The sequence below is a fragment of the Exiguobacterium sp. UBA1053 genome (genome assembly GCF_002316465.1).
GTDB classification, from domain to species: Bacteria; Bacillota; Bacilli; order Exiguobacteriales; family Exiguobacteriaceae; genus Exiguobacterium_A; species Exiguobacterium_A abrahamii.
This window is the reverse complement of record NZ_DCDO01000003.1, coordinates 106,083-130,545: the sequence shown is the minus strand read 5'-3', so window position 1 is coordinate 130,545 and position 24,463 is coordinate 106,083. Positions and strand designations below refer to the sequence as shown.

Annotated in this window: 25 protein-coding genes; 17 read left to right on the top strand and 8 right to left on the bottom strand. The window is 48.4% G+C overall.

Annotation, left to right across the window (positions count from 1 at the left end):
* Nucleotides 1-47 precede the first annotated feature (47 nt).
* The 3 genes from B3G15_RS01685 to B3G15_RS01675 all read left to right on the top strand — a co-directional run bounded on the left by B3G15_RS01685 (nucleotide 48) and on the right by B3G15_RS01675 (nucleotide 3,797).
* Nucleotides 48-1,682, top strand: coding sequence for an ATP-binding protein (locus tag B3G15_RS01685; RefSeq protein ID WP_290714921.1), 1,635 nt, complete (start codon nucleotides 48-50; stop codon nucleotides 1,680-1,682).
* A 32-nt stretch (nucleotides 1,683-1,714) separates the two neighbouring features.
* A complete protein-coding gene (locus B3G15_RS01680) occupies nucleotides 1,715-3,469 on the top strand; it encodes an EAL domain-containing protein (RefSeq protein ID WP_290714918.1) in 1,755 nt (584 codons plus the stop codon).
* Nucleotides 3,470-3,530: 61 nt separating this feature from the next.
* On the top strand, nucleotides 3,531-3,797 hold the full coding sequence (locus tag B3G15_RS01675) for a hypothetical protein (RefSeq protein WP_214857217.1): 267 nt from the start codon (nucleotides 3,531-3,533) through the stop codon (nucleotides 3,795-3,797).
* A 76-nt stretch (nucleotides 3,798-3,873) separates the two neighbouring features.
* Here B3G15_RS01675 and B3G15_RS01670 read toward each other — a convergent pair whose 3' ends face one another.
* Both B3G15_RS01670 and B3G15_RS01665 read right to left on the bottom strand, forming a co-directional pair.
* Nucleotides 3,874-4,839, bottom strand: a complete 966-nt coding sequence (locus B3G15_RS01670; RefSeq protein WP_290714913.1) for a DUF4003 family protein — start codon at nucleotides 4,837-4,839, stop codon at nucleotides 3,874-3,876.
* A gap of 54 nt (nucleotides 4,840-4,893) precedes the next feature.
* A complete protein-coding gene (locus tag B3G15_RS01665) occupies nucleotides 4,894-5,409 on the bottom strand; it encodes a DUF1836 domain-containing protein (protein WP_290714910.1) in 516 nt (171 codons plus the stop codon).
* Between the two features lie 112 nt (nucleotides 5,410-5,521).
* Between B3G15_RS01665 and trhA the strand changes: the two genes are divergently transcribed.
* From trhA to B3G15_RS01640, 5 genes are all read left to right on the top strand, one after another.
* On the top strand, nucleotides 5,522-6,169 hold the full coding sequence (gene trhA / locus B3G15_RS01660; RefSeq protein ID WP_023467814.1) for a PAQR family membrane homeostasis protein TrhA: 648 nt from the start codon (nucleotides 5,522-5,524) through the stop codon (nucleotides 6,167-6,169).
* A gap of 118 nt (nucleotides 6,170-6,287) precedes the next feature.
* Nucleotides 6,288-8,012: a M3 family oligoendopeptidase gene (locus tag B3G15_RS01655; protein ID WP_290714903.1), complete on the top strand. Its 1,725-nt coding sequence runs from the start codon at nucleotides 6,288-6,290 to the stop codon at nucleotides 8,010-8,012.
* 42 nt (nucleotides 8,013-8,054) lie between these two features.
* Nucleotides 8,055-8,753 carry a ribose-5-phosphate isomerase RpiA gene (rpiA, locus tag B3G15_RS01650; protein ID WP_290714900.1) on the top strand — a complete coding sequence of 233 codons (699 nt, stop codon included), beginning with the start codon at nucleotides 8,055-8,057 and terminating at the stop codon, nucleotides 8,751-8,753.
* A gap of 21 nt (nucleotides 8,754-8,774) precedes the next feature.
* On the top strand, nucleotides 8,775-9,035 hold the full coding sequence (locus B3G15_RS01645; protein WP_290714896.1) for a hypothetical protein: 261 nt from the start codon (nucleotides 8,775-8,777) through the stop codon (nucleotides 9,033-9,035).
* A 132-nt stretch (nucleotides 9,036-9,167) separates the two neighbouring features.
* Nucleotides 9,168-9,914: a hypothetical protein gene (locus B3G15_RS01640; protein ID WP_290714893.1), complete on the top strand. Its 747-nt coding sequence runs from the start codon at nucleotides 9,168-9,170 to the stop codon at nucleotides 9,912-9,914.
* Between the two features lie 94 nt (nucleotides 9,915-10,008).
* On the opposite strand, the gene B3G15_RS01635 is transcribed toward B3G15_RS01640, so the two are convergent.
* The 3 genes from B3G15_RS01635 to B3G15_RS01625 are packed head-to-tail and all read right to left on the bottom strand — an operon-like array spanning nucleotide 10,009 to nucleotide 11,765.
* Nucleotides 10,009-10,413, bottom strand: coding sequence for a DUF350 domain-containing protein (locus tag B3G15_RS01635; protein WP_023467822.1), 405 nt, complete (start codon nucleotides 10,411-10,413; stop codon nucleotides 10,009-10,011).
* Nucleotides 10,414-10,426: 13 nt separating this feature from the next.
* Nucleotides 10,427-10,594: a hypothetical protein gene (locus B3G15_RS01630; RefSeq protein WP_023467823.1), complete on the bottom strand. Its 168-nt coding sequence runs from the start codon at nucleotides 10,592-10,594 to the stop codon at nucleotides 10,427-10,429.
* Nucleotides 10,595-10,649: 55 nt separating this feature from the next.
* On the bottom strand, nucleotides 10,650-11,765 hold the full coding sequence (locus tag B3G15_RS01625) for a GGDEF domain-containing protein (RefSeq protein WP_290714882.1): 1,116 nt from the start codon (nucleotides 11,763-11,765) through the stop codon (nucleotides 10,650-10,652).
* 240 nt (nucleotides 11,766-12,005) lie between these two features.
* Here B3G15_RS01625 and B3G15_RS01620 point away from each other — a divergent pair, with 240 nt between their 5' ends.
* The 5 genes from B3G15_RS01620 to B3G15_RS01600 are packed head-to-tail and all read left to right on the top strand — an operon-like array spanning nucleotide 12,006 to nucleotide 16,843.
* Complete coding sequence (locus B3G15_RS01620) at nucleotides 12,006-13,445, top strand: GntP family permease (protein WP_214860864.1); 1,440 nt, start codon at nucleotides 12,006-12,008, stop codon at nucleotides 13,443-13,445.
* A gap of 25 nt (nucleotides 13,446-13,470) precedes the next feature.
* The gene (locus tag B3G15_RS01615; RefSeq protein ID WP_290714875.1) at nucleotides 13,471-14,172 is read left to right on the top strand and encodes a CoA transferase subunit A; all 702 of its coding nucleotides are present in this window, start codon (nucleotides 13,471-13,473) and stop codon (nucleotides 14,170-14,172) included.
* A gap of 13 nt (nucleotides 14,173-14,185) precedes the next feature.
* A complete protein-coding gene (locus B3G15_RS01610; RefSeq protein ID WP_064300169.1) occupies nucleotides 14,186-14,848 on the top strand; it encodes a 3-oxoacid CoA-transferase subunit B in 663 nt (220 codons plus the stop codon).
* A 5-nt stretch (nucleotides 14,849-14,853) separates the two neighbouring features.
* Entirely contained in the window at nucleotides 14,854-15,630 is a 777-nt protein-coding gene (locus B3G15_RS01605; protein WP_290714870.1) for a 3-hydroxybutyrate dehydrogenase, read from the top strand.
* Nucleotides 15,631-15,652: 22 nt separating this feature from the next.
* Entirely contained in the window at nucleotides 15,653-16,843 is a 1,191-nt protein-coding gene (locus tag B3G15_RS01600; protein WP_290715986.1) for an acetyl-CoA C-acetyltransferase, read from the top strand.
* Nucleotides 16,844-16,902: 59 nt separating this feature from the next.
* On the opposite strand, the gene B3G15_RS01595 is transcribed toward B3G15_RS01600, so the two are convergent.
* Nucleotides 16,903-17,835 carry a DUF2268 domain-containing protein gene (locus tag B3G15_RS01595; protein WP_290714867.1) on the bottom strand — a complete coding sequence of 311 codons (933 nt, stop codon included), beginning with the start codon at nucleotides 17,833-17,835 and terminating at the stop codon, nucleotides 16,903-16,905.
* A gap of 280 nt (nucleotides 17,836-18,115) precedes the next feature.
* Here B3G15_RS01595 and brnQ point away from each other — a divergent pair, with 280 nt between their 5' ends.
* Together brnQ and B3G15_RS01585 are read left to right on the top strand one after the other, a co-directional pair.
* Nucleotides 18,116-19,456 carry a branched-chain amino acid transport system II carrier protein gene (brnQ, locus tag B3G15_RS01590; RefSeq protein ID WP_290714864.1) on the top strand — a complete coding sequence of 447 codons (1,341 nt, stop codon included), beginning with the start codon at nucleotides 18,116-18,118 and terminating at the stop codon, nucleotides 19,454-19,456.
* 153 nt (nucleotides 19,457-19,609) lie between these two features.
* Complete coding sequence (locus B3G15_RS01585) at nucleotides 19,610-20,719, top strand: glycerol dehydrogenase (protein ID WP_290714861.1); 1,110 nt, start codon at nucleotides 19,610-19,612, stop codon at nucleotides 20,717-20,719.
* Between the two features lie 41 nt (nucleotides 20,720-20,760).
* Here B3G15_RS01585 and B3G15_RS01580 read toward each other — a convergent pair whose 3' ends face one another.
* Together B3G15_RS01580 and B3G15_RS01575 are read right to left on the bottom strand one after the other, a co-directional pair.
* Nucleotides 20,761-21,705 carry a peptidoglycan DD-metalloendopeptidase family protein gene (locus B3G15_RS01580; protein ID WP_290714858.1) on the bottom strand — a complete coding sequence of 315 codons (945 nt, stop codon included), beginning with the start codon at nucleotides 21,703-21,705 and terminating at the stop codon, nucleotides 20,761-20,763.
* A 258-nt stretch (nucleotides 21,706-21,963) separates the two neighbouring features.
* Nucleotides 21,964-22,701, bottom strand: coding sequence for a peptidoglycan DD-metalloendopeptidase family protein (locus B3G15_RS01575; RefSeq protein WP_050676998.1), 738 nt, complete (start codon nucleotides 22,699-22,701; stop codon nucleotides 21,964-21,966).
* Nucleotides 22,702-23,009: 308 nt separating this feature from the next.
* Here B3G15_RS01575 and B3G15_RS01570 point away from each other — a divergent pair, with 308 nt between their 5' ends.
* Complete coding sequence (locus B3G15_RS01570; RefSeq protein WP_290714853.1) at nucleotides 23,010-23,489, top strand: NUDIX hydrolase; 480 nt, start codon at nucleotides 23,010-23,012, stop codon at nucleotides 23,487-23,489.
* Between the two features lie 86 nt (nucleotides 23,490-23,575).
* Entirely contained in the window at nucleotides 23,576-24,451 is an 876-nt protein-coding gene (locus B3G15_RS01565; protein WP_290714849.1) for an SDR family oxidoreductase, read from the top strand.
* Nucleotides 24,452-24,463 lie beyond the last annotated feature (12 nt).

The window sequence follows — 24,463 nt, the reverse complement described above, 5'->3', positions numbered from 1 at the left end:
CATGCTATAATTTGTAACAGGAATGCATTCAGAAAGGAGGATACACGTTGAAACGAATCTTACGCGACCACTCGAAGGACCGTCCTTACCGATTGCGCCAAGGAACGGTTCCGGCATCAGCTGAGGCACGACTCACATCACTCGATCAACGTGAAATCAATCGATTACAACAGAATTTACGAGAAGTCGAACTGAAATTGAAGCAACGTAATGAGATCATGGAAGCGTTAGCGACGCAAAATGTCGAAGCGGCCTGTGAGACTGTCCTGACGATCCTGTTGCAACTGCTCGATGTAAAAGAAGGTGCCATCCTCTTGTACCGTCGTGAACAGTTGAATCATTTCGTCGCGCAAGGCATCGACGAGATGGAGCTGATCGAAAAAGATCTCGATCAATATTCGGTCTTACGTCGGGCGTTCGTCATGCGTAAATCGGTTCAATTACCGATTGACGATCAGTTTGAATCGGCGATCCCCGTTCAATCTCCAAGTAATGGACAAGTCGTCGGGTTACTTTATATTCGTCATGCTTTTCCTCAGTTCAATCTAGAGCAAGTCGGGGACTTACTTGATTTATCACGAAAACTCGGAATGACGCTTGAGCGCCATCTCCTGTTTCATCAGATGGAGCATGAAAAGATCAAGACGTATCAGCTCCTCGACTCGATTCGGGAAGCTGTCCTATACATCGAGAGTAGTGGGGAACAAATCTATGCGAACCAAGCTTTGTTGAACATGTTTCCACCGAAGCTCGTCAATCAGGCGCAAGGATTCCGCCACGCCTACGAACGGGCGACGTCGCTGTTTGAACATGTCGATCAGCCAGACGCACTCCATGACTACATCGGTCAACTGATGAATGGAGATATTCCGGGAGAAACGATCGAACTATCAGCGTTTCGGGGGAACTTGCTACTCAGTGCTTACGCCGAGCGGATTGCGATCGCAAACGTCGAGTGGGGTATGATGCTCGTCTTACGTGACGTGACGAAAGATAAGGAACTTGATCTCAAGCAGGCAGAATTCGTCTCGATCGTGTCGCACGAGTTGCGGACACCGCTCTCTTCCATCATGGGCTTCACGGAATTATTGATGAAACGAGAAGTGGATCCGAAGCGCCAAAAGCGATATTTGCAGACGATTCATTCAGAAACCGTTCGTTTGGCGGAATTGATCAATGACATCCTGGAAATTCAAAAAGGGGAAGACTCGACGCATGGGACGCAAAAAGAACCGCTTGATGTGAAACAATTGATGTTCGAGATGAAACCGATGTTTGATCTCGCGAGTCGCGCGCATCGCATCAGCGTCCAGTTCGATCCAGGCTCCTATACGATTTCAGCAAGCAGTGAAAAGATGAAACAACTGTTCACGAACTTGATCATGAACGCGATTAAATATTCACCTGAAGGTGGCGCAATCCGGATCAAAGGGTCAAACCAGTCGGATCAATTACGGATTGAGATTTCGGACGAAGGGCTGGGGATTCCAGAAAAAGCGCTCCCTTACATCTTTGATAAGTTTTACCGAGCAGATAACTCGGATACACGTAAAATCGGTGGAACCGGCTTAGGGCTCGCGATTTGTCGCATGATCGTGCTTGATCATGGTGGAGCGATTTCCGTTCAATCAACGGAAGGAGAGGGCAGTACCTTCATCATTCAACTTCCGCTCGACGCATGACCGACAATCGACCGAGAAAGGAGGAAGACACGGTGAATAATTCACACATTCGATATGAAGCATTGCATCCGCTCGTCGAAGAGATTCTTGAAAAACTGAGTGAACGGATTGGCGTCAACACGTTGTTTTTTGCATTGAACGACTCCTATAGCAACTTTGTCGTCAAGGCGATCAATCAAGAACGACAATTGATTGAAGAAGGCTCGACCCATGTCTTCCAACATGTCCTCTGTAAGTTGGTCGTCGATGAGACGGACGGGAAGGTCTCGATCAATGAATTGCTCAATGATCCATTGACGGTCAATCATCCGGTCACGAAAGCACTGGGGAACGGAAGTTTCATGGGAGTGGCAATCAAGAATGCTGAGAATGAGAAGATCGGGACGTTGTGCGCCTTCGACGATCAACCATTCGACTTCAAGGAACAGGACATCGCGCTCGTTGAACGATATGCAGATATCATCAGTAAATCAATCAATGTCGAAACATACGTCATTAAGGATGCCCTGACCGACGTCTATAACGAACGCTATATGAATCGTTTGATTTCGAGTGTGACGATCCATCCGGCCTTTTTGATGGTACTGAACCTCGACCGTTTTCATGCGATCAATGCTACGCACGGTTACCGGATAGGGAATGAAGTATTGCGTGAAATTGCAAGTCGTCTAAAATATGTACCATTACCGAATCATGTCGTCGGACGGATGGATGGTAATGAGTTCGTCGTATTGGCAGAACTTGAGCAAGAGCAAGAATTCGAACAGCATGCAATAGACTATGCCCGCATCGTCACGGAAGCGATCGAGCAACCAATCGTTGGTGTCGCGGACGAACCGATTCACGTGACGGCATCGTCTGGTGTCAGTCTCTTGACGGGTGACATGGCGAGTCGTCAGACGCAGATTTATGCAGCGGAAGCCTTGATGCAACAAGTCAAACACGACGGAAAACGACGGACCTCGTTCGTCAATCCAAACCGGCATGCGGAACAGCACCCGTTTGCATCGGTCCTTGAATCAGAGCTGTCGCATGCACTGGAACGGGGGCAGTTCGAACTTTATTACCAATGGATCGTCGATGCGAAACAAGAACATTATGTCGCGGTTGAAGCACTTTTGCGCTGGAACCACCCAGTGCTTGGCTTCGTCAGTCCGACGGATTTCATTCCGATTGCTGAGAAGATGGAGATTTTTCCGGACATTGGTCGATTTACGATCTGTCAGGCCATCTTGGATCAACGCCGGTTAGAAGAAACGTTTGGTCGTAAGATTTCCGTCGCCGTCAATCTATCGGCAAATCAGTTCGAGTCGGATCAACTATTTTCCGAGTTAATTCGACTAGCGGAAGAGTCTTACTTCCCGAATGAGCGTCTCATTCTTGAAATTCGTGAGGAAGTACTGCAAACACGTCGTCGTTTTGCCATCAAACGCTTGGAACAGTTACGCCAAGCAGGCTATCGTCTGACCGTCGATCATTTCGGCAGTCATTATGCGTCGCTCAATTCGTTGTTACGCTTACCTGTTCAAGCGGTCAAACTCGATCCGATTTTTACACGTCGACTCGTTCAAAATCAGTTGGAGCGCTCGATGATTCGCTCTGTCCATTCCTTGACGTCGACGTTGAACATCGCGCTCGTGATTCAGGAAGTCGAAACACCGTCACAGCTGCAACACATTCAAACGTTAGATGAGTTATTGTATGTGCAAGGATACGAGGTCCATCATCCTCAGCCCATCGATCAACTGCTCGTCGAAGACATCATGCGAGGACGTGCTGAGGTTTAACCGTTCTTCAGTCGGGAATACCTTAAAAGGTGGAACAAGTACATTTTAAGGGGGATGCCAAATGGCTGATCAACACGATAAAGAAACGGATCCAATTACTTCAGGTAACCGAATGACGAAGGATGAGATTGCGGGGCGTGATCCGCAGAACCATGCGGAGGTTCCGGAAAAATCGAAGGATGAAAAAGAATCGAAGCATCCAGATCAAGAAGCAGACACATCAAGTGAAGAAGCTTCAAGTGAAGAGGCTCCCGATTTGTCCCATGCTTCAGATGAAGATGGGGATGTCCAGCCGTCTGATGAAGACAACCAACAAGATAAAGAATGACTAAAAATAAGGGTAATCGACGTTCGGCAGTAATGCCACGCGTCGATTGCCCTTTTTAGTGTAGTGTTCTCGAATGTTACTCGCCACCCCCACCGCCGTCACCACCACCATCAAATCCACCGTCGATCCCGCCGTCCGTCGCATGGGACGTATCGGTCAAATCAACAGGGAAGAGTAAGAACGGAAGCGCGTCGGCGCCGTCCGGTGGGAGAATCGAAGATGGGAAGAGTTGTTGCAAGATCGTTTGTTGACTTAAATACAATCGGATCGCTGTCAAATAGACTAAGTCTTTCCGGTACTTAAAATGTAAATCGGAGCGTAACGCCTCTGCCATCCGTTCGAGTGACGAAGCGTGAACGTTTGGATCACCGAGTAACGCAAGCATGCCGTGGAACGACAGCGGAACATGGTGTTTACGATGTATCTTACGGGATGCCTCCACTTGTGCGATATAGCGATCCCAATCGTCTTCAGGCAATAAAGCGAATATCAAGGCGACGACATACGTCTGTTGAGCGCGTCCGAACCGTCGTTTGAGTCGTTGATAGACCGTTTCGATACGCGAGGCGAGTTCGTCTAACTCACCGCGTATCGTAGCGTGAAAATAGACGAAAGAGATCAATAGCGGTGACACGATGAACCGATGTTGTTTTTTGAGGCGTGTGTATAATTGTACTGTTCGTTCAAGTACCGCGTCCTGTGGAGTAAGACGGCTGATGAACAGGGCAGTAGAGTAGGCATTCAAGGGATGCGACAAGCGATGCGATTTAAAATAGCCATGAATCGACATCATCTCAGCAATCCGACTCGGTGTGTGGGCGTCAAAGGCATGAATCTTCGAAGCAAGTAATAATGCCTGGGTGGTTTGTGTATGCAAGCGTATTTTCAAGTCATCTGCTGTCTCAAGCAACACACTTGCGGAAACCTGCTCCGTTCCGATCGTCCGGTCGAATGCCAGTTCGATGAGAATACCATCCTGATAGGTTCTGAATTCTGGTCCGATGTGATCCAGCTGTCGCAAGAAAGTCGTCGCGATCTCCATGACTGTTCCTCCTCTGCCTTTTCTTCTAGTGTATCACGCAGTGAAAGCGTTCTCTTATTTTTTCAGTTGGGTGTCAATCAAGTGTTCTGCTGCGCGCCGGTACAAGTTACTCATATGAGCCATCGCTAAGATCTGTTCCAGTGGGTCAGTCGTCGAGGCGGTTAGAGCGTCTTGTTCCGTTACGAAGCGGGCTGTATTTCGTTCCGTCAGTTCGAGGTAATTGCGATAAAACCCTTCAAGATCGAGTTGATCCTGTTCGATTCCTGCGTTTAAGGGCGAGAGAATCGTCTTGATATCATTAATCGAAAACGAACTTTTCAATTGATAAATCAAGCTGATCAGAATCAAGTGCTCCTTCGTATATTTTTTATTCGTGACCGGAAAGAATAATTTCTTTTTGGCATAATTGTTGATCATCGTCTTCGTCAAAATCGTCTCGTCTGCACTTCGCGTCGTTTCCTCGAATGTCCGCTCGAACAGTTGGATGACTTGATCCATATAGAGATCGATATTCGGGATATCTTCGATCCGTAATTGACGATCGTGTCTCGTGTCATCAGAATGTGTCATAAAAAAACCTCCAAAATCGCTAAAATAGGACTTTCTACTTCTCCATCATATGATAGAATACGTATATAACGCCATGTAGTATTCGAAACTACATATCAGGGGAGGAACGAAAGTGAAAGCTTATATGAGAGAACCGATTAATGGATTAACGCATCTTGGAGGGGCTGTCTTTGCTTTTGTCGGGTTACTGGCACTTGTCATCAAGGCATCGTTAGAACGGGGGGCATCACTTGCAATCGTTGCAGCGATTATTTTTGGTGTCAGTATGATGGCGCTTTATGCCGTCTCAGCGACCTACCATATGGTGCTTGCGAGCGACCGGGCAATCGCGATCTGGCGACGGTTGGATCATTCGATGATTTATCTGTTGATTGCCGGGTCTTACGCACCGTTTTGTCTCGTCAGTCTGAACGGTCCGACCGGTTGGGTCTTGTTCAGCATCGTCATGTTGATTGCAGTCTCTGGAATCACCTTTAAATTGGTTTGGTTCAACAGTCCGCGTTGGTTATCAACGACGCTCTACATCGGAATGGGCTGGATCATGGTATTTGCGATCACACCACTCGCGCAAGTCTTATCACCGCTCGGCATCGGATTGTTGTTCCTTGGTGGTATCTTCTATACGATCGGTGGCATCATCTATGGGCTGAAGCCACGTATCTTATCGTTTAAACATCTTGGATTCCATGAAATCTTCCATATCTTCGTATTACTTGGTAGCTTAGCACATTTCCTATGTGTCTACTTCTTCGTCTTATGAGGATGTCCTCCTTCAGTCAATGGCTGAAGGAGTTTTTTTGTGTCTGATGGAAATTACAGGAGAAGTCGAGTGTTCTCACGAATGAAAGAACGAATAGATCACGCATAGGGGGAAAAGCATGAAACACACACGATGGCAGTTAGAGACACTCTACACGATAGATGACGTCAAATCAGGAATTACTAAGATACAAGCAGCGTTGACGAAACATCCGGCTAATGTGGCAGAACAGGTCGAGCGTTATCAGCAAGTCGCGCGCGACGTCGAGGAATGGAGCGACTTCATTTATTGTCTGTACGCTGAAGATGTCACGCGCTCAGAAGTCCATCCATTGCTCGAAGAGATCGAAATCGTGCAAGCGATGGTGCGCAGTGAGGCAGCAGCACTCGATACGAAGATCGCCGCACTGTCACAAGAAGAGTGGGAGGAGCTCGTCACGGGTTCACCATACGCCTTTTTCTTGAACGAACGCCGTGACATCCAATCTCGTCGTGCACCACTAGTTCAGGAACAATTGTTGCAGGATCTCGGTGTGGACGGGTTCCAAGGCTGGGGGCAGCTCTACAAACAGCGCTTCATGGCATTGCGCGTCGACTTGGACAAAAAGCAGGTCACGATTGGTCAAGGGCTACACGAAGCGATGTTCGCACCTGACCGTTCGGCTCGTTTAGCGGCAGCGACAGCAGTTGACACCGCGTGTGCACAAGAAGCTGACCTGTTTGCGACGATTCTGAACCGGATTGCCGGCTTCAGATTGCAATCCTACAAGATGCGGAACTGGGAGCAACCGTTGACCGAGTTGCTTGAGCAGAACCGGATCTCGGAAGCGAGCCTAACAGCGATGATGGAAGCACTCGATCAACACCGCGACCTCTTTCACACCTATTACGCTCGGAAGATTGCCCAGGCGGAGCGGGTGACGGGAGAATGGCATGATTTTGAGACGAACACCTATCGCTCCGCGCGTCACGTTCCGTTTGAGATGGCAGAGACCATCGTCACGACACAATTCAAACGATTGAATCCGCAGCTCGGCGCCTTTGCGGAAAACGTGTTTAGTGAGGGATGGGTCGATGCAGAAAATCGTCCTGGAAAAGCAGAGGGCGGGTTCTGCGCTGCCTTTCCGATTGCCAAGGAGAGCCGGATCTTTATGACGTACCGTGATAGTTATCCGGACGTCGCGACGCTCGCTCATGAATTCGGTCATGCCTATCATAATTATTTACTGCAAGACGAACCGTATTTAAATCAAGTCAAAGGAACGAGCATCGCGGAGACGGCTTCGACGTTCATGGAGAATCTCGTCCTCGATGCTGCCATCAAAGAGACGACGGAACGGGAGGAAGTGCTCGCTCTCTTAGAGGTCAAGATCCGAGAAGGGTTAAAATATGCCAGCATCGTTCCCGGCATGTTCCGATTCGAGCAACGGTTTTATGCGGAACGTCAGCAAGGGACGGTCAGTGCCGAACGGTTAAGTGAACTACTGCAAGAGGAAGAACGGTTAGCCTATGGTCCGGTATTGCCTGAACCGGCGCGCTATAAATGGATGTACATCAGTCATCTGTTCAATTCGAATCTTGCATTCTACAACATTCCCTACACGATCGGTTATCTGCTCAGCAATAGTCTGTATCAGACGGTTCAAGCGGATCCGAGTCAATTTTCGACAGTCTTTGAAGCCGTCATGCATGATTCCGGTCAAGCGACAATCGATGAGATCGTTAAACGTCATCTCGACGCTGATCCGACATCTGTCGCGTTTTGGATGGAAGCCCAGCAACCGCTCGTCCAGGCAATTGAGCAGTACCTGACGTTAACGGAATCCTCTCTCTCCGTCGATTGAAGACGAATCGAAACGGGAACAGAAATGTAGGGAGGGATGCGGATGTATGAACAGGAGAAACAATTAGTCGCTGAGGCAGCACTAACTTACGTGAAAGATGGGATGATAGTGGGTCTTGGGACGGGTTCGACGACGGAACGGTTCATCGAGGCGCTTGGTCCACTTGTGCAGGCGGGACTACAAATTCAAGGCGTGGCAACGTCACTTGCGACGGTCCGACTCGCGGAACAGTTACACATTCCGTTGATCGACTTGGAAGAGGGAATGGAAATCGATGTGACGATCGATGGGATCGATCAAATTGACGGACACTTCCAAACAATCAAAGGTGGTGGCGGTGCACTATTTCGCGAGAAAATCGTCGCGCTGATGAGTCGGGAATTGCTCTATCTGACCGATTCCTCGAAGTTCGTCCATCATTTAAGCGGACCGTTACCGGTCGAACTGGATCCGTTTGCGTTACCGTATGTGCGACAACGGTTACGTGATAAGCATGTCTCCGCAACGTTGCGGCTGAAAGATGATCGTCCCTTCGTCACAGATGGAGGTCACGTGATTCTTGACGTTGATGTATCAGCCATCTCGGACGTCCGATTGTTCGCAAAAGAAGTGAAGAGCTGGTCGGGTGTACTCGAGACGGGTTACTTCGAGCGACAGCCCGATCATGTCCTGACGGTCGAAGAGGGAAAGGTCAAACGTATCGCGCATCCGCGACTGCGTGACGGTGGTGGTTTGGTTTAAGGAAAGAAAGAAGGGAACCGTATGGGATTGAAAAAACGGTATTTATTCGGAGCAGGTGTCATTGCCGGTGCGAGTCTACTGTTGTTCAGGAAGCGGGAACAGGGCACACAGACCGATGCGCTACGTGATTATTTAGCGCATCTCGATCAGGATCCGAGTCCAGATGCTGCGAAGGACCCGGATGAGGTCGGATTGACAAAACTCGATTCGATCTATCGAGCCGAATGGCAAGCGAATGGATTCCCACGTTCGCGGACGGAGCTAGAGGAGCTTGAAAAATAGTGGCAGTCAACTATGAGTAATTAAAACGGCTAAAGTCCGGATTTGAACGGACTTTAGCCGTTTAGTTGTGAGCGTAGTAAAAATTGAACGCAATCCATAGAAAATTAAAAATGTTCAGCAGGAGGCAAATGTATGTACAGTTGGTCAAGAAAAGTGAGGCGTATGTGGTTGAAGTTTGGCTGGATTGTGATAATCGCTTGTTTCGTTGTTATCGTTGGTTCATTCGTTTTAATCATGAATGGCAATCCGATCAAAGAAAAAGAAATCGGAAAACGATTGGAATTAGATTTAGAGCGAGAGTATAAAAAGAAATTTGACCTAGAGTACACTCGTTACGATGCGACTAGAAGCGAATATGGGGCAATTTTTCATACGAACGAACCGGATAAGAAGGATGATGTCTCGTTCTATGCAACGTATCATAATGATTATGAATTGTACGATACATATCGGGAAGAAATTTGGTCACGTGATATTCGTAAGGCAGTCTCTAATGAAGCAAAAGAGGTGTACGGTAACAATTTTATTAGGATCGAAGTAAACTCTCCACCAGAATTATTCATAGATGACGTAAAACTAAATAATGTATTGCAATATACCGAATTGAGCGAAGAATCGATGCGGTATGTTGAAATCATGGTGAACGTACATAAGGAAGCGAGACATACAGTGAAAAAAGACTTGGCAAAATTAGTGACGAAAATGAAAGACGGATCGATGAAGGCTGGAAAGGTGATCGTGATGGGAGCAGATGACGAGAAAGCTACAGCATTTCGTTCATGGGTATGGATTGATGTAACGAATCTTCCAAAGGATTTTAAGATGGTTGAGTTCAATAAGTTATTGGAATGGGATCAGACTTTTACAAGTATAAAATAAGAGTATGGAAATATACTTGGGTATAAAAAAGCTCCTATGAAAGAAGACAATCTTCTTCTCTCATAGGAGCTTTTTAAAAGAATTACGGGCAATTTTAATATGTAAGCGATCCTGCAATGATCAAACCGATCGAAATCGATAAGAAGAGGAGCAGCAAGCCGACTGCTTCGTTATTTGCATCAATCTCTTTCGTCATGCTTAAGCGTGGGATTAGTAAATCCGCGAGATAGAATAAGACGATTTGTAAGACGATCGCGAGTGCGCCCCATAACACCATATCGAGAATGCTGACGGAGTTCGAGATACTCGAATAGAGGACGATGGCGAGGCCGAGAATTCGTCCACCGAAGGCGTAGACGGCCGCTTTCTTCCCGTTACGAATGAGTTCGAGTTCCTTCGATTTCGTCGTCACCTCGAACAGGACGACACCGATTGCAAGGAGTACGGTCGCGACACCGATATACGAGAGCGTTGAAAGGAATAGATCACTGAATGTCATGCTGGTACCTCCATCATGATTTTTTATTTTTCTTGCGTTGTTCGTATGCAACATACAATTCAAGCAGTGCTCCGACGAGAATACCTGCTGATACATACAAATAGAAGTTGTCACCAATGAATCCGAACAAGAGACCTAAAATGAGGCCGATCAGGATATAGGGACCTTTTGCTAACTTCATGCCAATCACCTACCTCTTCTTTAAAGGTAGCGGATTTCAGAGGTGACGTCCATCGTTATTCTTGAAAGCTGACGGCAGATTCTGCATTAGGAGAAAACAGGACGACTTGATTCCGTCCTTGTTGCTTTGCCTGATAGAGAGCAGCATCCGCATCCAGTAGAAGATCGTCGATTTGCAGTGTCGTCTCATCGTATGCGGCTAAACCAAACGATGCTGTGAGCGATAGCTCTGTCGTCGCTAGTCGGAACGGACTAGAAGCAATCCGTTCACGTAATTGCTCTGCTAAAGGCAGGACTTCAGCAAGCGGAACACCCTCGAACAGGACTGAAAACTCCTCACCACCGTTACGGGATAAATACCCGCTTTCTGCCACTCCATCGCGCAGTCGATTGGCGAACTGCCGTAGCACCTCATCGCCCGCCTCATGTCCATACGTATCGTTGACCTGTTTAAAATGATCAATATCGATCGTCAACAACACGACCGACTGTTTGGTTAGAATCAATCGCTGTTTGACATCCGTATAGTATTCGTTGAAGGCGCGTGAATTATTTAATCCTGTCAAAAAGTCGAGTTGCGCTTTTTGCCGAAGCATCCGTAATGATTGTTTGGTCAACCGAATATCACGGATGATCACTAGGGCGAGCCAACTACTGACGAAAGAAGCAGGAATGACGACTGCCATCACTTCAAGTAGAAGAATCTGTTTCGGTAAGACAATCCATAAGACAAGAGCGTGTAAAGCCGTCGCGTAGAGCGTCACGAGTGTGAATGTTCGTTTTGCATAGGGTGGCATTTCGCGAACGATTAAGCTTGTTCCTAAGGCGACGGCGACGATGAAACCGAATGCGGTGAAGGCTGCTAGGTTCGTTCCTAAACTGAAACGATAAATGATGATCGCGATCGTCACGATCGTTGTCGGGAGGACGCCACCAAAGTAGGCAGCGACGACGACCGGAATATGACGCAAATCAACCATGACGCCAGGAGCTGCTTCAATCGTCATCTGCATGAGTAGTAACGAGATGACACTTAGAGCAAGACCGTACAATACGCGTGTCAGCCGTGGGGAGTCACGGGTGATCGGGAGCGGTGATAATTTTCCGAGCAGATAGAAACCAGCCATTAATAGCGTCACGTTATGCAAGACGTCAAAAAGGATGCTTTTCATGAACTGTCCATCCTTTCAAATAAAGTACGTTACTTAAAAGACATACGCCATAAAAGGACTAACTCCTGTTTCTTGAAAAAAATAATCTATCTGATGTAATTGTGTCTATAATGTGAACTTATGATTTCTATAAGCTGTACTTATAGTTTGACGGAATTTAATTGACCTCCTTGATACTGCGTTGTTAAATGATGAAGAAGCGATATGAAAGCGCTTACTAAAATCGAAGGAGATCTACTTATGGAACTTGTCATCATTCTTCTTGCCTTATCCTTATTGATGTTCGTTGCCTATCGTGGTTTTTCGGTCATCCTATTTGCGCCAATCTGTGCCTTGTTCGCCGTCTTACTGACGAACCCGGATTGGGTGTTACCCTTCTTCTCGAATATCTTCATGGAAAAGATGGTCGGTTTCATCAAGGCGTACTTCCCGGTCTTCCTCCTCGGAGCGATTTTCGGAAAAGTAGTTGAGATGTCTGGTATCGCGGAGTCGATCGCGAAGACGATCATCCGCATGATCGGTGCGAAACGCGCCATTCTTGCCATCGTCTTACTCGGCGCCATTCTTACATATAGCGGTGTCAGCCTGTTCGTCGTTGTCTTCGCTGTTTATCCGTTCGCAGCGAACTTGTTCCGCGAAGCGAACATCCCGAAACGCCTCATCCCGGGAACAATCGCCCTTGGTGCATTCACGTTCACGATGGATGCCTTACCAGGAACACCACAGATTCAAAACGTCATCCCAACGACGTTCTTCAAAACGGATATCTATGCTGCACCAATCATGGGAACAGTCGGTGGATTGTTCATCCTAGTCGTCGGCATGTGGTATCTCGAGTCACGCAAGAAAAAAGCCCATCAAGCAGGGGAGGGCTACGCTGGATTTGAAGCAACGGCGGCAAGTGCCGCACCGCAGATGGAGTTGAAGAATGAACCGGAAATGGCACTCGAGACGGATCGTCAACCAGTCTATCGTCAAGTCCTTGCCTTCGTTCCACTCGTCCTCGTTGCCGTCATGAACAAAGTCTTCACACTCTCGATTCCGAAATGGTATCCGGAAGGATTTGATTTTTCAGCAATTGGTCTAGAAGCATTCGGAAAGATCGAGACACCGGCCGTTCTTGCGATCTGGTCCGTCCAAATGGCGTTATTGATCGGAATTCTCGCAGCGATGCTGTATGACTTCCCGAAGATCAAGACGAATTTCCAAGCTGGTCTGAACGTCAGTATCGGTGGCGCGCTCCTAGCGGTCATGAATACAGGTGCTGAGTATGGTTTCGGAGGCGTCATCGCCGCACTTCCTGGATTTAAGTCCGTCTCAAGCGGGATCTCAGAGACCTTTACGAATCCGCTCGTCAACGGAGCCGTCACGACGACGACGCTTGCCGGCGTCACCGGTTCCGCATCGGGTGGAATGGGAATCGCGTTAAGTGCGATGTCGGATAAATATACGCAGGCCATCACATCAGGCGGCGTGCCACCGGAAGTCATGCATCGCGTCATCTCGATGGCGTCCGGCGGAATGGATACGTTACCGCATAACGGTGCCGTCATCACGTTACTTGCCGTCACGGGGCTGACGCATCGTCAGTCGTATAAGGACATCTTCATGATTACGATTCTCAAGACAGTGACGGTCTTCTTGATGATCGGATTGTATAGTTTGACTGGCTTGTACTAAGGATTTTTAAAGGGGGCATCATCAGATGAAACAGGGGAAAGTATACGGATCATTCGCGGAAGCGACAGCAGACATCTTTGACGGGGCGACGCTAGTCGTAGGGGGCTTCGGACTCTGCGGAATCCCGGAAAAATCAATTACCGCGTTGCAAGATAAGGGCGTCAAGGATTTGACGGTCGTCAGTAATAACTGTGGCGTCGATGACTTCGGTCTCGGTCTCCTCTTGCAGACACGACAAATCAAGAAGATGATTTCGTCGTATGTCGGGGAAAACAAGACGTTCGAGCAACAATACCTCAGTGGCGAGATTGAAGTCGATCTCGTCCCACAAGGTACGCTTGCCGAACGTATCCGTGCCGGTGGAGCTGGCATTCCCGGTTTCTATACACCAACAGGAGTCGGGACACCGATTGCTGAAGGGAAGGAACAAAAAGAGTTCGATGGAAAAACGTATCTGCTGGAAGAGGGAATCGTCGGCGATTTTGCGATCGTCAAGGCATGGAAAGCAGATCGACTCGGGAATCTCGTCTTCCGAAAGACGTCACGCAACTTTAATCCGATCGTTGCGACAGCCGGAAAAGTAACGATCGTTGAAGTCGAAGAACTGGTCGAAGTCGGTGAACTCGATCCGAATGAGATTCATACACCTGCTGTCTACGTCCAGCGCATCGTCGTCGGAACGGATTATGAAAAACGCATCGAACGCCGGACTGTCCGGGAAGCTTGAGGAGGAGACGGATATGAAAACGACACGAGAGATCATCATTGAACGCGCACTTCAGGAAATCGAAGACGGGATGTACGTCAATCTCGGGATCGGGATTCCGACATTGATCGCCAATGCGATTCCGGACGACATGCATGTCATGCTGCAATCCGAAAACGGATTGCTTGGCATCGGACCGTATCCACTCGATCATGAGGTCGATGCCGACGAGATCAATGCCGGCAAAGAAACGGTCACGGCACAATCCGGAGCTTCTTACTTCGACAGTGCCGAATCATTCGCGATGATTCGCGGTGGGCACATCGACCTCGCGATCCTCGGCGGGATGGAGGTCGATCAAAACGGTGACCTCGCGAACTGGATGATTCCGGGCAAAATGGTCAAAGGCATGGGCGGGGCGATGGATCTCGTCAACGGAGCAAAACGCGTCGTCATCATCATGGAGCATGTCAACAAACACGGCGAATCGAAAGTCAAACAGGCGTGTACCTTGCCGTTGACAGGACGCGCCGTCGTCAACCGTTTGATTACGGATCGGGCCGTCTTTGATTTCACACCGGACGGAATGGTCTTGATCGAGACGCTGAATGGTCATACGGTCGAAGACGTCAAACAAGTCACGGAAGCACGATTCACGGTCAGTCCGGAACTCGAGCGCGTGACGGTAGGGGAGTGAAGCAGATGGTCCAAGGAGATATCGTACTCGTCACAGGTGCAGGAAGCGGAATTGGTCTTGAAATCTCAAAGGCGTTCGCTGTGGCAGGAGCGAAGGTCGTCGTAACGGACGTTCGCGCGGAAGCAGCAGAAGAGGCGGCGGCGGCGATTCGGGCAGACGGTCATGAAGCGGTCGGCATGACGCTCAACGTCACCGATGAAGCACAGGTCGAAGCCGTCTTGAAGCAGACGGTCGAACAATTTGGTCGACTCGACGTCTTGATCAATAACGCGGGTCTTCAACACGTCTCACCAATTGAAGAGTTTCCGACTGAGAAATTCGAATTGATGATCAAGATCATGTTGACGGCGCCGTTCATCGCTATCAAACATGCCTTTCCGATCATGAAGGAACAAGGCTACGGACGGATTCTTAACATGGCATCGATCAATGGTTTGATCGGTTTTGCCGGGAAAGCGGCATACAACTCGGCGAAGCATGGGTTGCTCGGCTTGACGAAAGTCGCAGCCCTTGAAGGAGCGGAACACGGAATCACCGTCAACGCGATTTGCCCGGGGTACGTCGATACCCCTCTTGTCCGCAATCAGATGGAAGATTTAGCAAAGACGCGTCACGTCGAGCTTGAGAAGGTACTCGAGGAAGTCATCTATCCGCTCGTTCCACAAAAACGGTTGCTCGCCGTCGAGGAGATTGCGGATTATGCATTGTTCCTCGCGAGCCGCAAAGCAAAAGGCATCACCGGACAAGCGAACGTACTTGATGGAGGATATACGATTCAATAAGGAGATGGAGGAGATGGAGCAGATGAGTGAAGCAGTCGTCATCGTCAGTGCGACGCGCACGGCGATCGGGAATTTCAATGGAAGTTTGAAGGACATCAAAGCAACGGAACTCGGAGCGACAGTCATCCGCGCAGCACTTGAAAAAGCAGGTGTCGCTGGGAATCACGTCGACGAAGTCTTTTTCGGTAACGTCCTCTCAGCAGGACTTGGTCAAAATCCAGCACGGCAGGCGGCACTGGCTGCCGGTCTACCAGAGACATGCCCGGCGATGACCGTCAACAAGGTCTGCGGATCCGGTCTCTCAGCCGTCCATCTCGCGTATCAGGCGATCAAATCAGGAGAAGCCGATGTCATCGTTGCTGGTGGAATGGAGAACATGAGCCAAGCGCCTTACGTCCTATCGGGCGCACGGTCTGGGCTGAAGATGGGTGACCAACCGCTCGTCGATACGATCATCCAGGATGGACTTGAGTGTGCGTTTAATGACTATCACATGGGAATCACGGCAGAGAATTTAGCCGACGCCTATGAACTTTCCCGCGAAGCTCAGGACCAGTTCGCTGCGACGAGTCAGCAAAAAGCACAGACGGCATTAGCGGAAGAACGGTTCGTCTCAGAAATCACGCCAGTGTTGATTCCACAACGAAAAGGCGACCCGATCCGTTTTGATCAAGATGAGTTTCCGCGCGCCGGAACATCTGTCGAAACACTCAGTCGTTTGCGCCCGGCATTTAAGAAGGACGGAACGGTCACGGCAGGCAATGCATCTGGCATCAATGACGGGGCTGCGGCACTCGTCATCATGTCCGCGACAAAGGCAAAAGAATGCGGTGTGACACCTCTTGTTGAGATCGTCGCGAATGGAACGTCTGGTGTCGATCCGAGCATCATGGGAATCGGTCCCGTCCAAGCGGTCCAAAAGGCACTTGATAAAGCGGGACTGACGCTTGACGAGATCGATGTCATCGAAGCGAACGAAGCGTTCGCGGCACAATCTCTTGCGGTCGATGTGGAGCTACAGTTTCCGCATGAGAAGCTCAACCGAAACGGCGGTGCGATCGCGCTTGGTCATCCGATCGGTGCGAGTGGAGCGCGGATTCTCGTTACGTTGATTCATGAACTCGAGCGAACGGGTGAGACGCATGGTCTTGCGACGTTATGCGTCGGGGGCGGTCAAGGGGTAGCGACAATCGTCAAAAAATACGAAGGCTGATAAATGAAAGCACGAGACGAAGGAGATGCATGCTCCCGTTGTCTCGTGCTTTATTGATTTTAGCGAATCGTTAATTTCTTCTTGTAACTGCTTTTTTCGAGAATTTGCACGGAGGACATCCGTGACCATTCCTTCAAGGAGATCTCGGGATGTTGTTTCACGAAGTCGGAGACGATCATGTAGCCGAGTCTGTATTTTACGAACGCTGGAATTTGTTTTTCGTAATTTCCAAAGAATAGATCATCCGTCGTCAATCGTTCCGCATTCAGCTCCGAAATCACATGCTCTAAAGTATGGTCAAGTAGAGGGGCGATCGCTTCCGATGATTCCACTGGATAAAGCTTGTGGGCAAAGAATTCCGCTTTTCCTTCGAGAACGATGTAATCGAGCATCGTTGCACGATTCGGTTCATCGAGGGCAACAGTGTGATGGTACTCATGCGCCGTCGTGTTGCGTAATGATGTTTCCGAAAAATCCTTCAAGAAGAACAGACTCATTGAATTGTTTCCTTGCGCGACACCGCTGACACCACCATAACGTTTGGCATCATCATGCTCGATTGGTGTCGTCGGGGAGACGAAGACGACGAGCTTCTCATCCCGTGGAAGTTGTTTCATCGAAGTCAGGAGACTGGACTTGATCTGTTTCATGATGTGCTGATGGTGTTTTTTCAAATATGTATTCATCTGCTTTAAGTCCTTGATGTTTTCCGATGGCTGTTCATAGAGGCTAGGAACGGGCATCGCTTGGAGCTGTTTTTTTTTGATGACGCTATTTTTAGCGCCCAATACATATTTTTTAAATAGTGCCTCATTGTCCTCTGGATGTTTCGAAGCCGCTTGAATGTAATCGTCATACGCCTTGTACAAAGGAACGATTTGAATCTCTTGTTTCTCATGCGTAAACGAGATGTCATACGTCTTTGGTTTTTCGGCAGCGGGGGAACAACTGGCAAGTAAAAGGGTGGCGCTAAGAAGATAGATCGATTTCATAGAAAAACCTCCTGTTTAATTATCCATATATTTACTTTCTTCATGAAATCTTTTAATCCTACTACGTCATATGAACTTATGAATCCGATTTCATGCTTCGACGCACAGACGTAACAAATTCTATAGACCGTAGCTCTACCAAACTTCCTGCGCAATTTTCAGAATATTCTCCAGATAAACTCCTAGCACGAGCTCTTAAACGTATGGTATCCTTTCGAACGAAGTACTTCATCTGCTTAGGGAGCAAGATGAAGTCGATCATCATCAGTGGGGGTTTATTATGTCTAAAACTGTTCCAACATCATTTATCATCGTCATCGGCATGATGCTCTTCGCCTTATTCTTCGGGGCAGGAAATCTCATCTTTCCGCCGATGCTCGGACAGCTCGCAGGGGAGCATGTCTGGGTCGCCAATGCCGGATTCCTCGTCACCGGTGTCGGTCTACCATTGCTTGCGATTCTCGCATTCGCGTTTTCAGGGGAACGCGATCTACAAGCGATGGCGTCACGCGTTCATCCTGCGTTCGGAATCGGGTTCTCGGTCATTCTGTATCTTGCGATCGGGCCATTCTTCGCGATTCCTCGTGCCGGAACGGTCTCGTATGAGATTGGAATCAAGCCGTTCTTCAGTGAATCGACGAGCCACTGGCCGCTGCTCATCTTCACGGTCTTGTTCTACACGGTTGCGTGTCTCTTATCATTGAATCCGACGAAAATCGTCGATGTCGTCGGGAAAGTACTAACACCGATTAAGATCACGTTCATCGGTCTGTTGATCGTCGTCGCTGTCCTGCATCCGATCGGAAGTTTTCAGAATCCTTTGAAGACATATCAGTCGAATGCCTTCTTTAACGGTTTCCAGGAAGGATATATGACGCTCGATGCACTTGGTGCTTTCGTTTTCGGGATCATCATCATCGCAGCGATCAAGGAAAAAGGTGTCACATCGAAGCGACAGTTACTTTTGATTTGTACGAAAGCGTCATTGATCGCAGCAGCCTTGCTTGCAATCACATACTCGGCGCTTGCCTTCATGGGTGCTTCGAGTGTCTCTGAAATCGGACAACTGGCGAACGGAGCAGAGATCTTGTCTGCTGTGTCCGATTATTACTTTGGTGAATACGGTGCGATTTTACTCGGTCTGATGATCACAGTCGCCTGTATGACGACAAGTGTCGGCTTGATCACGGCCTGTGCGTCGTTCTTCTCGGCACTCGTGCCAAAAATCTCGTACGTCAAATGGACGATTGGTCTATCAGTCTTCAGCGCACTCGTCGCGAACATCGGTCTGAATCAATTGCTCGCCGTCTCAAAACCAGTCTTGATGACGCTCTATCCACTAGCGATCTGTCTCATCTTCCTGACGTTCTTGCATCCACTCTTTAAAGGCAAACCAGCCGTCTATCAAGGGGCACTGTGGATGACATTCGTTGTCAGCTTGTTTGATGGATTGAAGACAGCAGAGATTAACGTCTCAGCTGTCACGAAAGTGTTCGACGCGGTATTACCGTTTGCTTCCGTCAGTCTCGGATGGGTCGTTCCAGCCATTATTGGTGGAGTGATCGGAGCAATCATTGGTAAGAAAACAGCACAGACACAATCGTCGTCGCGTGTAGCTTAAATTGTCATGCATAGAAGGAAGCGGATTTTTGATCGCATGATCAAAGTCCGCTTTTTTGTTCACGCGATTGTGGGTTTAAGCATAAGCGGAAACGGCAATTCCTCTATTGTATGTCATTGACCATCGTGTCCCTTACAGAAAGGATGTTGAAACATGTCAGAACGTGTCTTCATTAGTCCCTCGAAGTATGTCCAAGGAAAGGATGTCATTGACCGGCTCGGTACATATGTGAGCCCGTTCGGTGAAAAAGCGCTTGTCATCGCGGATGATGTCGTTTGGAAAATCGTCAAGGAACGTGTCGAGCATTCGTTGTCCGAAGAAAATGTCGGCATCGAGAAAGCGGACTTCAGTGGTGAAGCCTCACGGCATGAAGTGAAACGAATCGCTGAGCAAGCACAAGCAGCAGATGTCCGGTTCGTCATGGGTGTGGGAGGCGGAAAGACGCTCGATACGGCAAAAGCCGTCTCGGATGAGCTGAACGTCTCCGTCGTCATCGTTCCGACGCTTGCTTCGACCGATGCCCCGACGAGTGCCCTGTCCGTCATCTATTCCGACGAAGGGATTTTCGAAAGTTACCGCTTCTATAAGAAGAATCCCGATCTCGTTCTCGTCGATACGAAGCTGATCGCCCAAGCACCAGCGCGTTTCTTCGCGTCCGGAATCGCCGATGCGCTCGCGACGTGGGTCGAGGTCCGGAGTGTCGTCGCTTTTGGTGGACAAACGATGGCAGGGGGACGACCAACGATTGCGGCACAAGCGATCGCTAAACGGTGTGAGGAAGTCTTGTTCGAGCATGGACGCTTGGCGTATGAATCCGTTCAGGCGCAAGTCGTCACGCCGGCACTTGAAGCCGTCGTCGAGGCGAATACGCTCTTAAGTGGACTCGGTTTCGAGAGTGGTGGATTAGCTGCAGCGCATGCCATCCACAACGGGTTCACGGCGCTGGATGGTGAGATTCACCACTTGACTCACGGTGAGAAAGTCGCCTTTGGTACACTCGTTCAACTGGCGCTCGAAGAACATCCACAAGAAGAAATCGAGCGGTACATCGCGCTCTACACGGATCTTGGCTTACCGGTGACGCTCGAAGACGTCAAGCTGAAAGATGCGTCGCGTGAAGATATCGTCAAGGTCGGCGAGGCAGCGACCGCTGAAGGTGAGACGATCCATAGCGGTTTCAACGTCACAGCGGACGAAGTCGCGGATGCGATCATAGCAGCTGACCGCTATTCGAAAGCGTATCAAGCAAAACAAAAGCAATAAGAAAAAATAACCCTTACCGAGACGGTGAGGGTTATTGTCGTTTACAGATAATCGAGTGGATTGACGCTACTACCAGCTGATGTTGCGCTGTAGACGTACGATCCCTTATGGAGTTCAAAATGTAAGTGTGTTCCGAAAGCGTTACCTGTCTCGCCGACTGTACCGACTTTTTGACCTTGGGCGACGGTTTGACCGACCGAGACGGAGCGACTATTCATATGTGCATACAGACTGATGAACGGCGATCCGTTGACAGTGTGTGAGACCATGACGTAGTTGCCGTAGGCGCCTTTGAACTGAGACGTAATGACCTTACCGCTTGCTGTCGCATAGACTGGAGTACCTTTTGCTGCGCCATAATCGATACCGTTATGGAACGTATAGCCGTAAGCACCGCTTGCCTTACCATATCCTTGCGTGATTGGACCACTCGTTGGTGTCGCGAAGCTTTTTGACGTCGACGTCGAGGCTTTTGATGCGCCACTGCTGTTCGTCAGTGTCAAGACAGCATATTTCGAGACATAGTCAGCGTGAACGAATCGTTTGTCGCCACCGTATAGGAACTTGATCCAGTTACCTGTACGACCGAGGTAACGAAATGTTTCGCCTTTATCGATACTTCCGACGACTGCACTGCTCGTAGAGTTGCTGCTACGAACGCGAAGATTGTCGACGTTGACTTTAATCTTATAGATCCGAGTCACGGAATATTTCTTAACATATGTAGAAGAGACGTAGACTTTTTTCGAACCATAGAGGATTTTCGTCCAGTTCCCTGTCCGACCGAGATACTTGTATGTATCACCTTTTTCAAAGCTCGTGACCGTGCCGTAAGATGTCGAAGGACCCGTCCGAGCGCGTAAGCCGTCCTCCATGACCTTCACCTTATAGAATGTCGTTGCTGCATCCGCACGCGGGATGGCAAATGATGCAAAACTTGCGACAGCGATGGCTGTTGCCGAGACACCTTTCCAAAAACCATGCATGATTCATTCCTCCTGAATATGTAATCTGTGTGACTAAACCGTTATGTAAATTTCATAGATGAGTATAACATTTACGAATTTGTTTAAATGTTACATTCACATTTCGATATTATTTCAATAAATTATATTAAACGGACTTAATTTTATTCTTTTTCCAATAATCCATAAAATACTTTGACAAGATTGGATGGAATTGGATAAGATGAAATGCCCATTGAAAATCAAAAAAGGTACCTCAGATGAGGTACCTGGAAATGCTTATAAGAAAGCGAGTGGGTTGACACTGCTTGCTGCAGAAGAACCGCTGTAGACGTAGTTTCCACGATGAATCTCGAAGTGTAAGTGTGATCCAGACGAGTTCCCTGTACTACCGACTGCTCCGATGTTCGCGCCTTTCGGGATCGATTGACCAACGAAGACAGAACGTTTGCTCAAGTGAGCATACACCGTTGTGTACGAAATACCGTTCACTTTATGTTCGACCATGACATGGTTACCATAAGCTCCCTGATATGACGACTTGATGACTTTTCCGGCAGCGGCTGCTTTAACTGGTGTTCCAGTAGGTGCACCGAAGTCGATTCCGTTATGGAACGTGTAGCCGTATTTCCCACTAGCATTCCCGTACCCTTGTGTGATCGATCCGCTTGTCGGACGCATGAATCCAGTCGACGAAGAGAATGATGCTTTTTTCGCTGATTTTCCAGAAACACTGTACTTCTTGACGTAACCAGAATAGACGAAGCGTTTTTCACCTTTATGCATGATCTTCGTCCAGTTTCCTGTCCGACCAAGGTATTTGAATGTTTGACCCGCATTGACGCCGTCGACGATGCGGTGTTTTAACGATGGGCCAGTCCGGACGCGAAGTCCGTCTGCCTTGATTTTAACTTTATACGATGAGCCAGAAGCGGCTTCAACCTTACCTGTACCCGTAGCTGCAAAACCTGAAACAACGAGGGCGCTCATTGCTAACGTCGTGATTGTTCGTTTCATGAATGTTCCTCCTAAGTTGAATATCTAGTGTTGTCGTCGGAATGACATCTATAGAAGTGGATGCGTTTAGTGTGTGTTGAAGTGAGTGATGCGGTCATTTGACTAACGAGAGTATAGCATTCAAACATCAGACGGTTGTGTTTCAATTTGATTGCTTAAATATATTCTAATAACAATTGTTGTAATATTGAATACATATTCAATCTCAAAATCCCTTAAAATCAAGATGAATCCGTGTTACAACGAGATGAATTTGATGACAAAACGCAATCGTGGGAAATGATGAAAAAGTATGGGAGTCTAATAAGATGAGAGTAGGTAATGGAATGGATTTGACGTTTACAGTAAATCAAAAAAAGCTTAACATTCGCGCAGTGGCGCTGTTGATTCAAGATAGACATCTGTTGATTCATCGCCAAGGAGAAGATGATTTTTGGTCATTACCGGGAGGGCGTGTTCAGTTCGGTGAAAGTGGTGCTAAAGCGATTGCACGTGAATTGGTAGAAGAACTAGGTCAGTTGATCGAGCCACCGGTCTTCCGTTTCCTCCATGAAAATTTCTTTGAGTACGCTGATCACCAGTTTCATGAACTAGGAATGTTTTATGAAGTCGTTTGCAGAGAGCCAATGCCACTTTCGACGGAAGACTTTTACGGTCCAGAAGGCGACGGATTGACGTATCGCTTCGTTCCGTTCGACAAACTGGATCAGTATACATTGTATCCAAGTGAACTCGCGCATATGTTGCAGACGAATTTCTTCCCAACGTTACTGACGAATGACATCTGACTTTTCCGGAAAAACGTTTATAGATGTATCGCAAGGGAATCGTTGAATATGTAGTTCATTACGTTAGCTAAGGGAGCTGACCGTTCATGAGAGAAGAGCAGTTCGAAGCGATGCATCAGGAGGCGCGAGGGCAGACGCAGGAGCGACAGCCGGGAATCGAGTACGTCATGAAACCGGAACCGATCTACGATGATCCAGATTATGTCGGTTCGGGGAAATTAGCAGGGAAAGTTGCCCTGATCACCGGTGGGGATAGTGGGATCGGGCGTGCTGTCGCTGTCGCTTTCGCCAAAGAAGGAGCGAATGTCGCGATCGTTTACTTAAATGAGGGGAAAGACGCTGAAAAAACGGTGGCAACCATCGAATCATACGGCGTCAAGGCGTTAAAGATTGCGAAGGATATTAGTCGACCGGAACACGCACAACCAATTATCGATACCATCATCGCGGAATTCGGTCAATTGAACATTCTCGTCAATAATGCCGGCAAGCAGTTTCCGCAAGATGACTTTCTAGCCATCACACCAGATCAACTCCGAGAAACGTTCGAGACGAATGTATTCTCGATTGTCTATCTGACGCAAGCAGCGTTACCTCATTTGAAAAAAGAAGACACGATTATCAATACCTCGTCCGTGACAGCATATGCCGGTGCACCGACGTTGATCGATTATTCGGCGACGAAGGGCGCAATTGCGACACTGACACGTTCGCTTGCATCAAACTTGATCAAACAGGGGATTCGGGTTAATGCCGTCGCGCCCGGTCCGATCTGGACGCCGCTCATTCCAGCGACGTTCACGAAGGAAAAAGTGGAGGCACATGGGGAAAACACGTTAATGAAACGTCGGGGACAGCCGTCGGAGAATGCAGCGGCTTATGTCTATCTCGCCTCCCGTGATTCAAGTTACGTCACAGGTCAGACGATTCATATCAACGGCGGCGATTACATCACGTCTTAAGGGGGAGATCAA